This window comes from Mycobacterium sp. ITM-2016-00317, from assembly GCF_002968295.1.
Classification (GTDB): domain Bacteria; phylum Actinomycetota; class Actinomycetes; order Mycobacteriales; family Mycobacteriaceae; genus Mycobacterium.
On the sequence record NZ_CP134399.1, the window covers coordinates 5,152,947 to 5,170,717 of the forward strand.

General features: G+C 67.2%; 14 protein-coding genes. 2 read left to right on the top strand and 12 right to left on the bottom strand.

Annotated features, from left to right (window positions below; translation table 11 throughout):
• Window positions 1-15: 15 nt before the first annotated feature.
• The 3 genes from C6A87_RS24690 to C6A87_RS24700 all read right to left on the bottom strand — a co-directional run bounded on the left by C6A87_RS24690 (window position 16) and on the right by C6A87_RS24700 (window position 4,025).
• The gene (locus C6A87_RS24690) at window positions 16-498 is read right to left on the bottom strand and encodes a hypothetical protein (protein WP_311114650.1); all 483 of its coding nucleotides are present in this window, start codon (window positions 496-498) and stop codon (window positions 16-18) included.
• Between the two features lie 128 nt (window positions 499-626).
• On the bottom strand, window positions 627-2,039 hold the full coding sequence (locus C6A87_RS24695; RefSeq protein WP_311114651.1) for a hypothetical protein: 1,413 nt from the start codon (window positions 2,037-2,039) through the stop codon (window positions 627-629).
• A gap of 552 nt (window positions 2,040-2,591) precedes the next feature.
• On the bottom strand, window positions 2,592-4,025 hold the full coding sequence (locus tag C6A87_RS24700) for a hypothetical protein (protein WP_311114652.1): 1,434 nt from the start codon (window positions 4,023-4,025) through the stop codon (window positions 2,592-2,594).
• A gap of 726 nt (window positions 4,026-4,751) precedes the next feature.
• On the opposite strand from C6A87_RS24700, the gene C6A87_RS24705 reads away from it, so the two are divergent.
• Window positions 4,752-5,618 carry a DUF1942 domain-containing protein gene (locus tag C6A87_RS24705; protein WP_311114653.1) on the top strand — a complete coding sequence of 289 codons (867 nt, stop codon included), beginning with the start codon at window positions 4,752-4,754 and terminating at the stop codon, window positions 5,616-5,618.
• Window positions 5,619-5,675: 57 nt separating this feature from the next.
• On the opposite strand, the gene C6A87_RS24710 is transcribed toward C6A87_RS24705, so the two are convergent.
• Window positions 5,676-6,383 (bottom strand): hypothetical protein, encoded by a 708-nt coding sequence (locus C6A87_RS24710; protein WP_311114654.1) that lies wholly within the window; start codon window positions 6,381-6,383, stop codon window positions 5,676-5,678.
• A 238-nt stretch (window positions 6,384-6,621) separates the two neighbouring features.
• Here C6A87_RS24710 and C6A87_RS24715 point away from each other — a divergent pair, with 238 nt between their 5' ends.
• Complete coding sequence (locus tag C6A87_RS24715; RefSeq protein ID WP_311114655.1) at window positions 6,622-7,566, top strand: polysaccharide deacetylase family protein; 945 nt, start codon at window positions 6,622-6,624, stop codon at window positions 7,564-7,566.
• Between the two features lie 33 nt (window positions 7,567-7,599).
• Here C6A87_RS24715 and C6A87_RS24720 read toward each other — a convergent pair whose 3' ends face one another.
• The 8 genes from C6A87_RS24720 to C6A87_RS24755 form a co-directional block, all read right to left on the bottom strand.
• Window positions 7,600-8,706: a GNAT family N-acetyltransferase gene (locus tag C6A87_RS24720; RefSeq protein ID WP_311114656.1), complete on the bottom strand. Its 1,107-nt coding sequence runs from the start codon at window positions 8,704-8,706 to the stop codon at window positions 7,600-7,602.
• A complete protein-coding gene (locus C6A87_RS24725) occupies window positions 8,703-10,208 on the bottom strand; it encodes an oligosaccharide flippase family protein (protein WP_311114657.1) in 1,506 nt (501 codons plus the stop codon). Before C6A87_RS24725 ends, C6A87_RS24720 begins: the two co-directional genes overlap by 4 nt.
• Window positions 10,205-10,990: a GNAT family N-acetyltransferase gene (locus C6A87_RS24730; RefSeq protein WP_311118069.1), complete on the bottom strand. Its 786-nt coding sequence runs from the start codon at window positions 10,988-10,990 to the stop codon at window positions 10,205-10,207. Before C6A87_RS24730 ends, C6A87_RS24725 begins: the two co-directional genes overlap by 4 nt.
• Before the next feature lie 696 nt (window positions 10,991-11,686).
• The gene (locus tag C6A87_RS24735; protein WP_311114658.1) at window positions 11,687-13,195 is read right to left on the bottom strand and encodes a hypothetical protein; all 1,509 of its coding nucleotides are present in this window, start codon (window positions 13,193-13,195) and stop codon (window positions 11,687-11,689) included.
• A complete protein-coding gene (locus C6A87_RS24740) occupies window positions 13,186-14,565 on the bottom strand; it encodes a glycosyltransferase family 4 protein (protein ID WP_311114659.1) in 1,380 nt (459 codons plus the stop codon). Before C6A87_RS24740 ends, C6A87_RS24735 begins: the two co-directional genes overlap by 10 nt.
• Complete coding sequence (locus C6A87_RS24745; protein WP_311114660.1) at window positions 14,447-15,679, bottom strand: glycosyltransferase; 1,233 nt, start codon at window positions 15,677-15,679, stop codon at window positions 14,447-14,449. The genes C6A87_RS24740 and C6A87_RS24745 overlap by 119 nt, the downstream gene beginning before the upstream one ends.
• A complete protein-coding gene (locus C6A87_RS24750) occupies window positions 15,666-16,847 on the bottom strand; it encodes a glycosyltransferase (protein WP_311114661.1) in 1,182 nt (393 codons plus the stop codon). Before C6A87_RS24750 ends, C6A87_RS24745 begins: the two co-directional genes overlap by 14 nt.
• The gene (locus C6A87_RS24755; RefSeq protein WP_311114662.1) at window positions 16,844-17,764 is read right to left on the bottom strand and encodes a hypothetical protein; all 921 of its coding nucleotides are present in this window, start codon (window positions 17,762-17,764) and stop codon (window positions 16,844-16,846) included. Before C6A87_RS24755 ends, C6A87_RS24750 begins: the two co-directional genes overlap by 4 nt.
• Window positions 17,765-17,771 lie beyond the last annotated feature (7 nt).

Consider the following 17,771-nt stretch of genomic DNA (forward strand, 5'->3'; position numbering starts at 1 on the left):
AAAGCTCGGCGCCTATTACTCGCAGAGCTCGGTGATCTTCGTGGAGGCCGTCTGCGCGTCGTTCATCCGGCTCACCTGACCGGGGTCGTCCCCCGGCGCGCCTGCGAGCTGGCTCATCCCGATGTACTCCAGGCTGTTGGCGAAGGTGCGTACCGCGTCCGCGAGATCGGACGGCACGTCACCGTCCAGCCGCGACAGCAGGAACTGACCCCCACCGAGGGTGGCCAGTCGCGCGTTGGCGGCCACTGCCTGCACCGCGACCGGGTCGTCCCCGAGGTTGGCGTTGGTCTGCAGCGACACCGCACCGCGCACCAGGTCGAACGCACCGCACACCCGTGTCTTCGGGTCGGTGGACTGATCTGCGGTCGCCGACGAGGTCTGGCTTGACGGCGCACTCAGCAGTGCCCAGACCGCAATCACCAGCGCCGCGACTGCGACCACCAGGGCCGCGATGACGAGCTGATTCGTACGACTGGACGTGTTTCCGGACTCGGGCATTGGGCGATCATAGCGGCTCATGAAAGGCACTCCTCGGCAATAGTTTTCAACACGCGGAGCGGACGACAGCAACGCGGGCGCCGCCCCCGTGGGAGTCGGCGCCCGCATCACAGCGCTATCGGGCTGGCTCAGTCGTCAGCGGCGTCTGCTCGCGCAGCCTCACTTCCGTCGGCGCCGTCGTTTCCGCCCGAAGTGCCGGACCCGCCGGTACCGCCGTTGGCGTCGGACGCATCGGTGGCCTGGGCGTCGCCGCCGTCACCTCCGTTGCCGCCCCTGCCGCCGAATGGCCCGTCGTCGCCGCCGTCGCCGCCGTCGCCGCCGATCGCCTCGTCGTCGCCGTTGGCGTTGCCGCCGGTACCGCCGTCACCACCGTCGCCGCTCAGAGTGGCACGACCGCCGCTGCCGCCGACACCGCCGGTCGCCACACCGTTCTCCGACTCGGCGTAACCGCCCGCGCCACCGTTGCCTGCGTCCCCGGCCCGGGCGTCGCCACCGACGCCGCCTGCGCCACCCGTGGCGGTGCCGTCGTCGTTGTAGCCCTCACCTCCGGTCCCGCCGGCGCCCGCGGTGCCGGTACCGGCGTAGCCGCCGGCCCCTCCGACTCCACCGATCGCCTCCGAACCGGCTGCGTGACCGAAGGCACTGCCGCCCTGACCGCCCGCTCCGGCCTGCCCGCCGAAGTTGGAGCTGACCGCGCCTCCCACACCGCCACTGCCGCCAGTGGCCGTGCCGTTCGTGGAGTAGGCTTCGCCGCCCACGCCTCCGGCGCCGCCGTTACCGGCGATCGCACCACCGGCACCACCGGCGCCCGCGGCACCGCCGGTCGCATCGTTGGTTTCGGCGCCGACGTCGCTGAAGTTCTTCGTGGTCCCACCGTTGCCGCCGTTGCCGCCGGACCCGAACATGAACCCGCCCTGGCCGCCGTCTCCGCCATTGAACGGACCCGAGGCGAGGATGCCGCCGGCCGTGTACTCGACCTCGCCGCCGTTACCGCCGTTGCCTCCGTTGCCGAACCAGGTGCCGCCTCGGCCGCCGGCACCGCCGGCGCTTGCGGCGTAGGTCGTGCCCCCGACGACTACCGCGTAGCCATCGCCGCCGTTGCCGCCGTTGCCGAACCAGAAGCCCGCGTTGCCGCCATTGCCGCCGTGCAGGCCCTTACCTCCATTGCCCCAGAGCAGGCCTCCGTTACCTCCATTGCAGGCGGCCCCTTGGCAGCCTTCCTGGGCATCGAGGCCGTTTCCGATGAGCCAGCCGCCAGGACCGAACATCGGCCGCAGCGCGCTCGTTCCGATCTGCGCGGCGCCTTCGGGCGCGGCCTCGCGGCGGCCGCTTCCGGCATTGAGCGTCAGAAAAAGGGTGTCCTCGAGGACCAGTTCCTCTTCGGTGGACACCAACTTCACGTCGACCGCGGCGGCCGGTGCCGCGATATCGGCCGTGAGCGCCAGCGCCCCGGCAGCGGCCAGCGCTGCGCCGGCGACACCGGCCGTGATGAATGACCTGACCGGAAATGTGCGCGCGCGTGGCGTGGCGTGCTCGGCCATAATTCCCCCTTGATTTGTTTGCTTGTCGCGACCTCATGCACCTTCACCCGAACGCGCATCCCCCCGAAAAACTGAGAGCACCCGGACTGTAAGTCTTTGCTGAAACGGCAGTCAATAGATCTTTCGGTCCATGTTTTTCGATGCGCTGGCCATACGGATAGCAAATGACTCCGGCACCACGTGCGACTCGGCCACGCGAAGGCTCCGGCGATGGCCTGTAGAAATTTGCTATTGCCGCGGGCATATTTTCATAGGCAAAATGCCATGTCGTCAGCATCTTTTGCCGGCGCAACATTTTGCGAGCGATGCTGAATGGTGAGGCTTACTCGCATTGCGGCCAGCCCATGACGATGCACCCGCACTGAAGCCGGACCGGGCCGGAGTCCGGGCTGGCCAAAACAGCAGTCGGATTTGCTGGATGCGGCAATGACGGTTGAGCGCCAAGGCCGGGCCTTGGAGACACCGGTCCGTGAATCCGGGCAAAGAAATATTGCGGGCGCCGACTCCGAGAGGGAGTCGACGCCCGCAGAATTGCGCGTGAGGTTGCGACCGTCAGTCGTCGGTTCCGCTGGGTGACCCGTCGTTGCCGTCGCGTCCGCCGGGGCCGCCTTCGCCACCGGCGCCGCCCTTGGCGCCGGTCTGCGTCTTGGCCACGGCATCACCGCCGTCACCGCCGGTGCCGGCGTCACCACCGAAGCCGCCGCCACCGCCGGTGCCGCCGTTGCCACCGGTCGCCTTCTCGTTGCCGTCGGCATCGCCGCCGCGGCCGCCGTCCCCGCCGCCGTCCCCGGTCAGGTCGACCGAGCCGCCGTTACCGCCGTTGCCGCCGGTGGCGTTGCCGCCCTCGCTGACGGCCTCGCCGCCGTCGCCACCGGTACCGCCGGCACCCAATCGGACGTTGCCGCCGGAGCCGCCGTTTCCGCCGACCGCATTGGCTGCGTCCCCGGTGGCGCTACCACCGTTGCCGCCGGAGCCGGCCTGGCCGGTACCGGTGTAACCGCCTGCACCGCCGTTACCGCCCTTGGCGGTCTTGTTCGACGCATCGGCCTCGGCGTTGCCGCCGTCGCCGCCGTCACCGCCGGTGCCGCCGGCGTTCTCATACGCCTGACCGCCACGACCACCGCTGCCGCCGGTGGCGTTGCCGTTGGCCGAACTCGCGTCGCCGCCGTCGCCGCCGTGCCCGCCGTGGCCGTTGAGTACACCGCCAACCCCACCGGCTCCACCGGCGCCGCCGACCGCGTTGTTGCGAGTCGACTCGTCACCGGGGGTGGCCGGATCGCTCGGCACGTTGAGGTTGTTGGTGTCCGAGCCGCCGTTACCGCCGCTGCCGCCGTTGCCGGACAGGTATCCGCTGTCCCCGCCACGGCCGCCGGCGAACGCCCCGGACTTCTTCTCGCCGCCGACGTACACCGCGTCGCCGCCCTTGCCACCGTTGCCGCCGTCGCCGCGGAACCAGCCGCCCTTGCCGCCGGCGCCGCCCGCAGACGCTGCGCGCACGAGAGTGCCGTTCGTGTCGAAGACGGCGTCGCCGTCACCACCGTTACCGCCGTTGCCGAACCAGAAGCCGCCGTTACCGCCGGTGCCACCGTGTGCGCCGTCGCCGCCGTTGCCCCAGAGGATGCCGCCGTTGCCGCCGTTGCACGCCGCGCCCTGGCAGTCGTCGGCCGCGTCGAGACCGTTGCCGATCAGCCAGCCGCCGTCACCGATCATCGGACGCCATGCCGGGTTGGCGCTCGCCAGTGCTGCGGCGGCCTGCTGTTCGCGGTCGCGCCGGTCGCTGCCGCCGTTGAGCGACAGCCAGGGGATCTCCTCCTCGTTGGCGACGAGCTGCACCTCGATCTGGACCGGGATCGGCGCGTCGCCGTCCGCCAGCAGCAGCGTGCCGGCACCCGCCAGGGCGGCGCCGGTGACCCCGGCCGTGATGCCGGCGGTCAGGTATGTGCGGACTGCCACCGAGCGGTTGCTCTTCTTGGCGTGCTTAGCCATGGGTTACCCCCTGTGTAGTTACGTCGGATCCCGCCACCAAGCCCCGCTTTGGCAACGACCAGACAGTTGTACCAGAGCATGTGTTGTAAAACAGAGTTTTGCTGGAGCCCGGAGAAGGTTAACCTGCGCATCGCGTTCCGGTCACTGAGAGACCCCGAGGCTGGGACGGATAATTCACGTTTGCCCAGCGTTGAGAGTGTGGTCGTGGCACACCTCCCCGGGAACTCGCCGCGCGATCGTCCCGGCTCGGACTGACGCGAAAGTTACTTTGCTGGTAAATCGCAATCATCGCAAACCAGCTAACTCCAATCCCAGCGCGCCAGCACCGCCCGAATGCGCTGCTCCTCGGTGCCGTGCAGCCAATCTCGTGACACCGGAGGCACGGTTGTGGCGAATCCCCCGGACCCGCGCGCGTCCGTCCCGGCGGCATCGGGCGCCATTCGCGATCTGGCCGAGCAGAATCTCGCCCCCGGCGTCCGCAGTGCAGCGCAGGGGCTCGGCAAACCCCGCCGACTCCACCGGTCCGCCATGTCGGCGTCCCTGTCTGCGGCTCCGCCGCGGCCACAGACCGAGGTGCGTACCGAGGCAAAGATGAGCCCGAGTTCGATCAGGCGCGCCACCGGGGGTTAGCCGGCTCGGCACGCCCCCGGACCGGTCCTGTGAGCTGCTACTTTGCCAACGGGGAACCACCTCGCTGCTCGATCAACGAACACAGGAGGAAATCGCGTGAAATTCAAGCCTGCTCTGGCCGCCGTGGCCGCCGCCGCTGCCACCGCAGCAGCAGTCGCGGGGGCTGCCGTGGCCTCGGCCGAAGCTGAGGTCAAATACCTCGGTCAGCCCGGCGAGCTCGTCAACGGTGACGTCGTCCAGCACTGGACCGTCACCGATCTCAAGCCCAGCACCGACGTCATCCCGTACCAGCCCGTCGGCACCCTGTGGGAAGCCACCGCCACCGATGAGGCGATCGCAGGCAACGTCACTCCCATCGTGCCGAACCTCAACGCGCGCGCCGAGAACGGCGACACCTATCGCGTGCTGTTCGGCGTGGCCACCGAGCAGGGTGTCAACCCGTCGACGCTGGCCCAGGGCGAGAAGACCACCGGCAAGATCTACTTCGATGTCACGGGCGAGGCGCCCGACAGCGTCTTCTACAGCGACGGTGGGCCGAACGTCGTGCTGTGGCTGGAGACGCCGGCCCCGGCGACCGGATCTGCCGGCGCTGACGGAGCGTCGTCATACGGCAGCGGGACGTCGCCGTCTACGTCCGGTGCAGCCGAAACCACTCCGACGCCGGCCGCCGACCCTGCCGCAGAAACCACCGTTCCGGCCGAACCCGCGCCCGGTGCAGTGCCTGCCGGAGGTTCGGGCACGCCGCTGCCGGAAGGAAGCTCGGGTACCCCGCTGCCCGAGGGCAGCTCGGGCACACCACTACCTGCAGGCGCGGTCCCGGCCGAACCCGAACCCGCGGCGGTCCCGGCCGCTGTCGCGCCTGTGCCGCACGGCAGCGCGGGGACACCGATCGAGGAAGCGCTGCCGGCGGCCGTGCCGGCCAACCCCACGACCACCGTGCCGGTCCCGGCGCCGCCGGCCTGACACCGACGAGTTCACGACACCGTGCCGCCTGGGCTTACGCAGGCGGCACGGTTCATCTCACGAGTGCGAGGTCCACCAGGTGTAGAGCTGGACCATATTCGGGCCCTGCGGGCCGGATTGGACCTCGCTGACCATCAGATCGGCGTCGGTCGTCCATGCCACTGTCGGCTTGCTCTGCTGGAAGCCGCACACCAGGGTGCCCGCGGACCGCTCGGGTGTGGCGTTCCTGCGCCACGGGCCCGGGGACTGGATGTTGCCCGGGCAGTTCACCACCGCTGACGTCCTGATCACCCCGTCGAACAACTCCTTGAGGGCGTCATCATCGCGCGCCAGGGTGTAGATGGCCGACAGCGGACCGCCCGTGTCGTCGTTCCTGCCGCAACTGACCTGCGCGAGTGCGCCTTTGGCCGGTACGACCGCCTCACAGCCGTCCGGCGGGTAACCGGCGGGCAACATGTCGAGCAGCCGGGCTTCCGCCTGTTCCCGATTCTCCGCCTCGGCGGCGGCCATCGGTGTGCCGCCGGTGTCCGCCTCCCCCGAGGACGACGGCCAGAACGCCCACGCGAGCACCCCGAGGACCACTACCGCGGCCGTCGCGGCGGCCGCCAGCACTGCCGGTCTGCGGTCGCGGTGCACCGGTCGCGGATTCACCGTCAACGGCGACTCGTGGTGCCCGTCCCGCGCGCCGACCGACGGTTTGCGCAAACTATCGACATGCAGCGGGCCGGTGTCCTCGTCATCAAGTTCTGGCTCCCGGGAGCTCATCGAGCCAAGGTTAGTTCACTTCGGCACCGGATCCGCGGATGAGGGTCGGATTGGCCATACGCCAGTTTGCGAGAATAGTTATCGTTGGCTGATGTTCTCGGCGCCGATCAAGCGACTGGCGGCACTCCCTCCGGGAGGTTGCGGTGGGTGTAATGCACCCGTCCGCCGCGCTTACGGTGGGGTAAATGTTCGGGACGCCGTCAAGCGTGTTGCTGCCGGACTGGCGTGTGTTGTCGGAGTGCCTGCGGTGTTGCGGCGTACGCGCAGGGGCGGACTCGCGATCCTGATGTTCCACGGCATCGAACCGGAGCCCGTTTCACCACCATGCTGGCATGTACTTGACGTCGCCACTTTCCGGCGTCAGATGCGCTACCTGAAGCGATACTTCACCGTGCTTCCGCTCGACGAGGCAGTCGAACGTCTGTACGCCGGCACGCTCCCGCAGCGCGCCGTGACGCTGACCTTCGATGACGGCACCCGGAACCTGTTGACCCACGCCGCTCCGGTTCTCCGAGAGTTCGGATTCTCCTCCGCTGTGTTTCTCGCGACCGGACCCATGGGTACCGACGAGTTGCTTTGGCCAGACCGACTCTGGCTCGCGTTCGCGCGGACGGATGAGCCTATCGTGAACCTTCGAGTGCTCGACCTCGGGATTCGCTCGCTGAAGACTACGGCCGGGCGCGGCGAGGCATACGCCCTCGCGGTCGACAAACTGAAGAGCTATCCGGACAGTGAACGGCTTACGTTGCTGGAGACAGTGCTCGCGGAACTCGGTGCGCCGGTTGAGGGCGATACTGGCCCCTTCCGGCTCCTGTCGTGGGACGAGGCCCGGGCGCTGAAAGCGCACAGCAAAGTGGCGCTCTATCCCCACACCGTGACGCATCCGATTCTCTCGCAATGCCCCGATGCGAAGGTCGAGCGGGAGATCATCGATTCGTGTGATGCCGTCGAGCACAACACTGCCAGTGCCCCAACGGTTTTTGCCTACCCCAACGGCCGGTCACAGGACTTCGACGAACGTTCGAAGGGCGTGTTGACCCGTCGGGGCGTGCGCTGGGCGCTGGCCACCACCAATGGTATCGCGCAGAGTGATAGCGACCCACTTGCTTTGCCCCGCATCGGCATCGGGGGCAGGTTGTCCTTTTCGGCGTTTCGCCTTCTCGTATCAGGAGCCGCCCCGTGAGCGCTTCAACCGCCACCGGCGACGGGCTTCGCGTCATTCCGGCAAGTCTGAGCTCGCGCCGCGATAGCGATTCCTGAGGCGCCGGGCAACGCTTTCGGCGCGGAAACGCAGCCGCGGCTTCTGGATCGTCGTCCAGCTCAGAGATTCAGTACGGTTGGAGAAGCTCGTCTTCAACCGGTTCTCACCTGCCATGAAGTCGTAGACCTCGGCTCCCTGCTCCCATGCCCGCCTGATGGCGAGCGCGTGGGCGATCACTCCGGGCCGTTCCTTGTCTTCGGGCTCGACGAAGCCGCTCTGGTAGGCATACACGCGAGCATCGCTGCGAAAGTTGTACAGCACGCCGAGGATCCGCTCGCCGCTGCGCACCTGCAACAGTTCGACTCCCTCATCGGCGAATGACCGCTCGATCAGTCGCCGGTGGAAGCGCTCGAAGCAAGGGTCGACAAAAGCGTGCACCTTGCCACGCCGAACGAACCACGGGATGTGGAGATCCTTCAACGTACTGAAGTAGTCGTGTGCCTCGTCGGTGTCTGCGGCAACCTCGAGGCTGAGTGGCTCGAGCCGACGCATCGCCCTGCGTAGCTGCGATCGCGCGTTGCTACTCAGTATTGCCGCAATGTCCCCGCGACTCGATGCAAGATCACTGAGTCCGACAGCGAATGACGGGATCGACTCGGTGCTGTGGAGCATTCCTGCACTGTCGAGTGCCGCTGCTGCGGGGGGATCCGCGACGCCGGGGAGGATCAGCTCGTCCACCTCAGCGGCCGACGCGAAAGCCTTCATGAGCCCGCTCCACCCGACGGCGGGTTCGGCCAATAAACCGTTGTGCTCGATGTACACGCGATCGCTGTCGGGGTCGCCGGTGGCGTTCAGTGTCCACTGGCGCGCACGGACGACCGTGTGCCGTCGAGCGTCCCGATCACTGAGAATGCCGAGCGCCACCGTCCGGCCGTCCGATGTCCCGCGCAGCAGTAGCGGGCGCACAGTCGGCGGAAGCGTTTGCAGCATGGTGCCGATCCACGCCCAGGTCAGGAAGAACGACGGCTGTGCCGACTTCGCAAGCAGCGACCACTCGCGGCCGAGATCATCGAGCGCGCCGACCGGCTCGACCGCGAAGGAGACGTTTGTAGTGGTGTTCATCGCGCCAACCTGACGGCGAAGGCCCTGAACATCGTCCGGTCCAGGGTCGCGATGACCGCGAGGTAGACCACCAGCAGGATCAGACACAGTACGGCCAGTGCGCCGATCGCTGCCAGTGTGGGCAGCGTGGCCGGTGATCCGAACGTCGCAGTCAATCCGAGCACCGTCGCCGCCCCGGCGGCACCCGCTACCGCCGGCGGATAGAGCAGACGCACCAGCGTCCCCGCCTGATAGCCGACGATCGGCTTGGCCAGCCCCAGCAGCAGGATCCCGCTGGCGATCTCGGTCACCGAGATCGCCAGTCCTACGCCGACCAGCCCGAAGGGCAGGAACGCGACTACCAGTCCGATGCCGAGAACGAGTTCGGTCGCCGAGGTCCAGTGGAACAAGGCCGATCGGCCGGCAGCCTTGATCGCCTCGTTCGCGACTGCCTGTAGGGCCAAGCCGAGGCCTGCCCCGGACAGGACGACCAAGAGCAGCCCGGCGTCGCGCCAGGGCTCACCCAGTACCACCACCACCGCTGGTTCCCCCAACGCCACGATCACGGCCGCGACCGGTGCCGCGGCGAACCAGATCCACCGCAGTGCCCGCAGGAATCCCGCTCGGAACCGCCCGGCGTCGCCGGAGAAGCGCGAAAAGGCCGGAAACAGGACGTAGGAACCGATTTCGAAGACCGCGTTGCCGGCGAGCATGCCGATTCGCGACCCGTACCGGTAGTTTCCCAGCGCACGCTCGCCCAACACACGGCCCATGATGACGACCTGCGCCGACTCGCGGACGTAGACGACGATGTTGGCAATGGCGAGGGGGTAAGCGAATCTGGCGAGTTCGCGCCACAAGCGGATGGACGGTCGCCCACGGCCCGGCCGCCAGCGGCCCAGCGACCATGAACCGATGACCCACACGACCACCGCAGCGTACTGCCCGAGAACCATGGACCAGACCCCGAAACCTGCGGTCGCGAGCGCGATGGTCACCGCCGCGTAGGCCAGTGCGCGCGACGGGTCCACCACCAGCTTGCGGAGGAAGTTGAAGCGGCGCTGCATGAGACCGTCCGGTACATTCGTCAGCGCTTCCAGCAGCAGCAGTCCGGACGTGGAAACCGCGACCGCTGCAACGAGATCGCTGCCGAAAGCAAGACCAAGCACGGGTGCGGCGCACAAAGCGACGAGGCTGCCCAGGACTCCGGCGGCCGCAGTCGCCCAGAAGACGGTGTCCGCCGCATCATCGACGTCGTGTTCCCGTTGCACGAGGGCCAGCCGGAGACCGCCCTCCGTGCAGGACGTCAGGAAGGCGGTGAGGACGGTACCGGCCGTGTAGATACCAACCTCGGTCGGCGACAGCAATCGAGCGATCCAGATCAGAGACACCACCGAAATAAGCTGCGTGACAACCATGGTGATGCCCGATATGAGAACACCGCGCCGCACTACACCCGCGAGCGGGCCGATCTGTTCCGCTGACGCTCGCGTGGCCGCGGCTTCGTTGTGCTCCGCGGTCATCTACACCCGCCGGAGGTGGCGCGCCTGCGAGTCTTCCTTCGCAGCCAGCTGACGAGTGGCATCAACGCGACCAGTAGGTCACCCGGCGCGCGCCCCGTGGAGATCCATCGGTTGGTGATGAATCGTCGCTCCTTCCATACCCTGTTGATCGGGTTGTCGTGACTGGCACACGAATCCATCCACTCGATACCCCGGTCGCCGTGCAGCAGCTCGATGTTGTACAACTCCAACAGCCAGCCCGGCGAGTGCGACGCATAGTCCTCGTCATAGGCCACCTTGAACGCGAAGGACCCGTTTCCGGAGCGGAGATTGCACTGCATGGCCAGCGGTTGACCATCGAGAAAGATCGCCAACATCATCAACCTGCCCGCCGCATGCGCGCCCTGGCACATCTCCCGGAAGAAGGCAGCGTCGGGTGGTGCGCAGTCCATCGCGGTACCCAGGCGCCCTTTCCACCCCTTACGTTCCAGCGCTAGGAACATCTCCGCCCATGGGCCGACTTCTTCGCCGTCGGCGAGAACGCGCTGCTCGACCTCACCGAGTTCTGTGAGCCTGCGTTTCCTCCTGCGGTAGTCCTTGGCCTGCCGGCCCCCAGGGATCTGCGCACGTACGCCTCGGCGTCCCCCGCTGGTGCGATCAATGCACGCGAGTACTCCCCGAGGACGTGTGTCACCCTGTCGCCGCGGCGACAGACCTCTGCCAGAGCCCGTGCGAACGGACCTTCGCCGGATACCTCGGTGAACCGAATAGCAGGTGCGCCGAACGGGTCCCGCTGCGCCCAGGAGAAGATCGCGTCGAGCGTCTCAATCTCGTGTCCGCGTCGAAGCAGGGGTGTGCCGAAGAAGCAGTACGGATGCAGCCAAGGCTCCAGGACCGCGAACGGCACGCTCGGCATCGGTCGATGGCGCCGCACAGGCATCAGTCCGCACAGGAGCGGGGCAGGGTGCCGGGGGGCGCTGGTCAGGTACACGACCAGAACTCGGATATCGTGACCGTCGCCGAGATGGCGCAGTGCCGGCAGCAGCGCCCACGGCTCGTAATACGCGTTGGGCTCCGCGGCATTCGCAGCCAGATCATCCCATGCATCGAGGTGCTGCTGCAGCTCCCGTTCGTTGCACGCCACGGTGACCTCATAGTTCGCCACCGCCGTTCGCTGTGCAGGCCGCCCTCCGACTGTGATGGCGGCGCCGCCGGGCGGCGCCTGCCGGCCGGAACGAACTGGCGGACATTGCGAGCCGTCACTCGACACGTGTGCCGCTGACATCCAAAGCCTCTCAACCCGGCATCTCGGTGCAGAGCGAAGGAGAGATCGGACCGGACTTCCCGGGACTCTTCGTCGTGAACGCTGTCAGGGCGTCTATGGTTTGCGCGATCAGCACAAGTTCACTATCGGTGCGAGCGCGTCCTACGTACATGAATCGTTCGGTCCGAATTTGTCTAGATCTGAGTCTAGTTCCACCAGTCGCGGGCAGCCGACCTCAGTCGCCGTCCCGGAGCACCCAGAGTTGCAGTTGGGTGAAGTGATAGCGATAGCCGCCGGGCTTTTCCGCCAGTAGCCGGGCGTCCTCACGAAGGATGACCATCCCGGCGGTATCGATCAACACCGGCGCATCGGCGGCCAGTGTATTGGTGATGAAATAGCGGATCCCGGCCTCGGTCAGATAGCCGTCGAGACTGTTGGCGGCCAGGCGCCGTGCGTACTCGTGCGAGTTGACCAACCCGTCACCGTTGACGATGGGGCGCGTGGTAGACCACCCGACAAAGCCGCTTCCGTCGGACATGAAAATCGGTGCACCGTCAGGGACTTCTGCCTCCACGATGCGGACGAAGGCACGGACATCTCGCGCCTCGTCTCGGTACTGGATGCCGAGATAGCCGAGCATCGCGGTGGGTAGGACCATCACCGCCGCGACCAGTGCGCTCATCGGGCGGCGCCACGCGACAGGAAGGTTGGCGATTCCGTAGAGCACGGCGTAGCCCAGAATCCCGTAGGACAGCGTGAAGTACCAGGGCCGAAGCGTGTTGAGCACGGTGTGGGCTGCAGTGAACACCACCACGGCCAGACACAGCGCCGCCAGTTCTTTGCGTGCGCGCAGAGCGGGTGTCATCAGCCAGAGCAACGCGCACATCGCAGCCAGGATCAGGAAGACGGCGAAGTTGGGGCCGACCGGTATCGGTAACCCGGCCGAGCCTGCGCCGTGCTGGACATTCATCAGCACCTGTTCGAGCGGCCCTGCGCTTCCGCCTGCCTTGAGCTCACTCGAAACCGTGAAGAAGGATCCGTGGACGACACGGAGGTAGGTGAAGTGGAATGCAATCCCCGCGGCGAGAGCTGCGGTCATGGCTGCCGCGATGCGTCGCCGGCCGGTCATCGCGGCGGCGCCGATCAGGAACATCCCCACGATCGTGGCGTCGATCCGGGCGAACGGCAGACACAGGAGCGCCACGAGCAATGCCGGATGCGCTCGATCCCGTGAGCATTCCAGCCCGCGCAGTGCCACCACGCTGAGCAACAGCACAAGGTGGCCCTCCATGAGGAGGCTGCAACTCAGCAGCAGCGAGAACAACGCGATGGCGGCGATCCGTTGCAGGACCAGCGCCCGGATGGTCAGAAAAATCAAGAAGAGATTGACGGCCATGTAGGCAACGAGATGCACTGCGAGCGCGTCGGTGAACGGTAGAAGCAAGACGCTCGTTGCCGCCAATATCAGCGCCCACAGCTGGTGGTAGCCGTCGGTGTGGTTGATCAGGTCGAACGAGGAAGAACCGTGTGCGGCGATGTTGTAGGAGATCTCGGCGTAGAAGTACCCGTCGTCTCGAATCAGTCCTCCGGGGAACTGGCTCGCCCACGGATAGAGCACGACAGCCCCCAACAGCGCCAGCACAGCGTCCAGAAGCAGTGTTCGCCGTGACCAGCCGGTGAGGACCCCCTCCTCGTCGCGCGTATCCGGTAGAGCGGCAGCGACCGGACCCGATTTCATCGGCATGGTCGGCTCCCCTGCGCCGCTCCCTGTGAAACCAGAGCAGCACCGACCCGGTCGGCGATGACATCCCATGACCCGGCGGCGGCAAGGGCGGCGGCACCTGCTTCCCCCATGCGGTCGGCGGCTGCACTGTCGGTGAGGAGTTCGACGAGCGCACCGGCCAGAGCGTCGGGTCGGTCGGGAGGCACCAGTAGGCCGGACGTTCCGTCCTCGATCACGGCAGGGATGTCCCCGACAGTCGTCGCCACGACAGGTCGTCGCAACGTGTGCGCCAAGTGCGCGACCCCCGACTGCGAACTCTGCTTGTACGGCAGCACCACGCATCGTGCTCGCGCGAACAATGCCGGGACATCCTCCAACGGCACGTAGCCGATACGGAGAACCACCCCGTCGAGCGCTTCGACTGCCGCAGTCAGAGTGGACCGAGCCATGTCCGCACCCAGAGCCCCTACGATCATCAACTTCGCATTGGGCACCTCCTGCCGCACCAGCGGCCATGCCTCGCACAGAGTGTCGATGCCCTTGTAGGCGGTGAGGGTGCCGAACGACAAGGCGACCGGCGCGGTGGTGGCCGCACCGGGTATCTCGCAACCGGACAGGACCAGACCGCTGTCGCCGTGCGGAATCACATGGACGGGAGCGGTGACCGGCCAGGACTCGATGAGAGCGCGCTTGGTCGACTCGCCGAGCACGAACGCCACATCCAGGTCCGCATAGGCCCGGCAGAGGGCTCGCGCGGTAATGCCGAGAGCCCACCTCTGGCCACCTAGTTGACCGGCCCGGCCGCGCGGTTCATGGGCCAGCATGGCCAGCACACTATGTGGGAGCGTCTTTCGGACCAGGTGCACACCCCACCCGTCGACGGGGAACTGCCATGCCGACCAGATGACGACATCGGGCCGCGACCGAAGGAGCTGGACGAGCAGGACGCACCAAGCGCCGATGTACTGAATGGCACGCAGACCCCGGCGGATCCTTCGCCACCACTGCGGCGCGTTAGCTCCCGCCGTGGGATGCCAGGTTGGCAATGCGGTATTGACGTGGCAACCTGGCTCCCGTGAGCCCCGCTCCGGTGACGGTCCGGTGATCAGCTCGACCTGATTCCCGCCCCGAGCTAGAGCCTCACCCAACTGGAGGGAGAACTGGAAGAGTCCGCCGGACGGCGCCAACTGTACAACGGCGATACGTCGCGACGGCCGCGAAACCGCCGACTCGGCACGCAGATCCGCCGCGATTCCGATGGTTTCGGTCACCTCATCGCCCCCCTTCCGGTCCGGGGTCCCCGACCCCGGACATCCGACGGACACCCATCGCCGACTCGTACACGAGGCGCAGCTTCTGCACCCAACCGTGCGCGCTGAAGTGATCCTCATAGTGTCGCCGTGTGTCTCGGCGCATCTCCTCGACTGCAGGCCCCTCGGTCTGGAGAAGAAGTCCCATCTCTGCCATCCCGGCGGCGATCGCGGCAGGGTTGCCGGCGTCGACCAGAATTCCACAACCAGGTGTCACGATATCGGGAATTCCGCCGACGTTCGTCGCCACGATCGGCCGGGCCGCGGCGAGCGCCGAGATCAGCGCCGTCGGCAGGGCGTCCTCTCGTGACGGCTGAACCACGAAATCACATGCGGTGAGGAGATCGGCGACGTCGCTACGGTAGCCGAGCACACGGACTCGCCTCTGCAGCGCCGGGTCTGAGTCGACGATGCTTCGAACCTCGCCCAGCAGTGGGCCATCGCCGGCCATCGCGACCACCAGCGGAAGTTCGGCGGGGACCCGGCGTAAGGCCTCGAGCAGGTCGCGGTGACCCTTCTCCGGCCGCATGAGGCTCACGCTCAGCGCAAGCAGTTCACCCTCACCGACGTCGAGCTGCGCACGCACAGACGACCGCGACTGCGTCACGTCGGGTTCGGCGACGCCGTTCGGCAACAGCGTGATGGGCGCGTCGGCTCCGGCACACCTCACGTACCAACTGCGTTGCTCGTTGGAGAGCGCGATCACCGTACTGGACAGGCGCCGACGCGCGAAGACGGCGGCCTTGAGCCGGACCCGGTGCGCCCGGGAAGTCGGTACGTCGATCACGTGCAGTGTCGAAACGGACGGCAGCCGAGCCAATCTGGCCGCTGCTCCCCCGATGACATCGGCATGTTTGAGGTGGGTGTGGACGACGTCGACCCCCTCTGCACGAAGCAGTCTGGCCACCGCGACAGCGATCCCGGGACTATAGCGGCTCGCATGCATCTCGTAGACCGTGGCGCCGCTCTCGCGTAGCCGGAGCGCCGTCCGGTGGTCCACTGTTGTTCCGGAGTGGGCGTCGGAGAGTCCGATGACGACCGGGCGCAACGCCGCGGTCTTCGCGGCGGCGGTGAACTCGCAAAGGACTGACTCGGCACCACCTGCCCCGAGGGAGTGGATGACGTGAGCCACCGTCAGCCGGTCGGGCTGACCGCCCCGTCCCGGCACCGTCGACTGAGGATCACGAACGAGCACTGCCCACCTCCGTATAGAGACTCTCCAGCCGACCGATCCACCGAGTGAGCGAATACTGCTCCGCGACAAGGGCTCTTCCCGCAGACCCGTAGCGAGACGCCCGGACCGGATCGCCGATCACGCTCAGGAGTGCCTCGGTCAATGCGGGCACGTCGCGTAAAGGCACCAACCGGCCGTTGATGTCGTCGATGACGATCTCGCGGGTTCCGCCGGCATCGGCCGCGACCACGGGCAGGCCACAGGCGCCGGCCTCGATGAGGGCCGTGGGCAGTGCCTCGTCGACGGAGGCCGACACCACGCCGTCAACGTTCCGCAGGATCTCCGGGATGTCCTCCCGGCGCCCGAGAAGCTGCACTGATCCTTCCAGTCCCATTACCGAGACGGCATTTTCGATATCGCTGCGTGCAGGGCCGTCGCCGACGACCAGAAGCGTCGCTCCCGGATGTGCGGCGACCACACCGGACCATGCACGGAGAAGCTCCAGATGGTTCTTGTCGGGGCGCAGGGCGGCGACGACGGCCCAGACCGGCCTGCCGTCTTTGCGAGGTTGGTGACGAACCGCGAAGCGGTCGAGGTCGACCCCGTTGGGGATCATTTTCCAGGATGCGCGGGCGGGTCCATGAAGTCGCGAGTAGGCATCGAATGCGTACTGCGAGACGAATACCAGTCGCCCGAGTCGGGCGGGCACTCGGACCGACAATCGGTCTTTCACACGGTCGCGCCACGGCGAATCAGGCTGCGGGCACAGGTGCAGCGTTGCGACGACCGGCTTGCCAGCCAGGCGCGCGGCCAGGGGGACGAGCGTTGCGGAGTAACCGAGGTGGGCGTGAACCACGTCCACCGGAGCACGGCGCAGTGTGCGCACGAGATTCAAAAACCCTCGCACATCGGTCAGCCGTCTGACCGACATATAGGTGGGTGTCAGACCGGCCGTATTGAGCCGCCCGAACATGGCTTCGCGGTCACCGTCCCGCGGCGACAGGCTCGCCACCGAGATCCTGAGTTGCGCCGGATCGTGCCGGCCCAGTTCGGCGATGAGGTTCTCTGCACCGCCGAAGCTGAAGGAATCCAGGACCATCAGCACCCGCGTGGGAGAGAGAGCACGCGCGCGGCCGGCATCTGTCCGCGCCGGGATCGGCAGAGCCGCTGCTGCTTCCGGCTCTGTCATGCGAGCACTTGCAGACGATCCCATGGCACTCCTGGCATGTCGTCGTAATCCCATCGGAAGCTCGCCCGCTCGTAGGCAGAACCGATCGAACCGTGCCCGGCGGTTGGATCCAGTTCAAAGCTCATGCTCAGTGCCGCACCACCCTGATCCACGATGTAACCTCCGTACACCTGCATCGCACGCGCCACCGTGCGTTCGCCCGGCGTGAGGGCGAGCGCGCTCAGGTCGACGGCGGGATCCAGCCGTAAACGGGCCCCCTCGGGAAGGCAGTCGGACCGCAACGAGTGCCCATCGGTCGTGATCGCGGGTGCGCGGAACACCCTCGCGCACACGTTGGAAGCCTGAAGCGCCAACGCGTGGGAGATCACCCCCTCCTGGATCTCGGCGACCTGTATCACGCCGCCCAGTCGTGACGCACCGGAAGCGGTAGCGCCGTTGCCCCAGCCCGACCCGTCGAGGTTGCCGACCGCGCCGGTGCTCGTCGTCCACTGCTCCCCTGCGCGCCGCGCCTGCCAGAACTCGAAGGTCTGACGGGTCGTGTCGTCGACGACGACCATCGCACCGTCTGATCCCCTGTTCGGTCGCGCGCCGTCCGGGATCGGGACCTCAACACCGTCGAACGCACAGGGGCCCCAGCTTGTTACGGTGCACTCGACGGTATGACGAGGCGTGGACGCGTCTGCGTGATAGATGGGAATGCCGAAGTCCACGAGGTTCGCCGCTACGCCACCGGTGCGGGACGCACTGGCTACCATCGCGTCGCTGTTGGGATCGACGGCCGCCCGGACCGGCACGGGGGCCCGGAAGGAGCTACCCGGCGCGAACGGTTGGTAGGAGGCTCTCGCCCCCGGAACCGATCCGTCGACCGGCAGGCTCATCGAGAGAAAGACGAGCGCCACCAGCGTGGCACCGGCCAACGCTCTT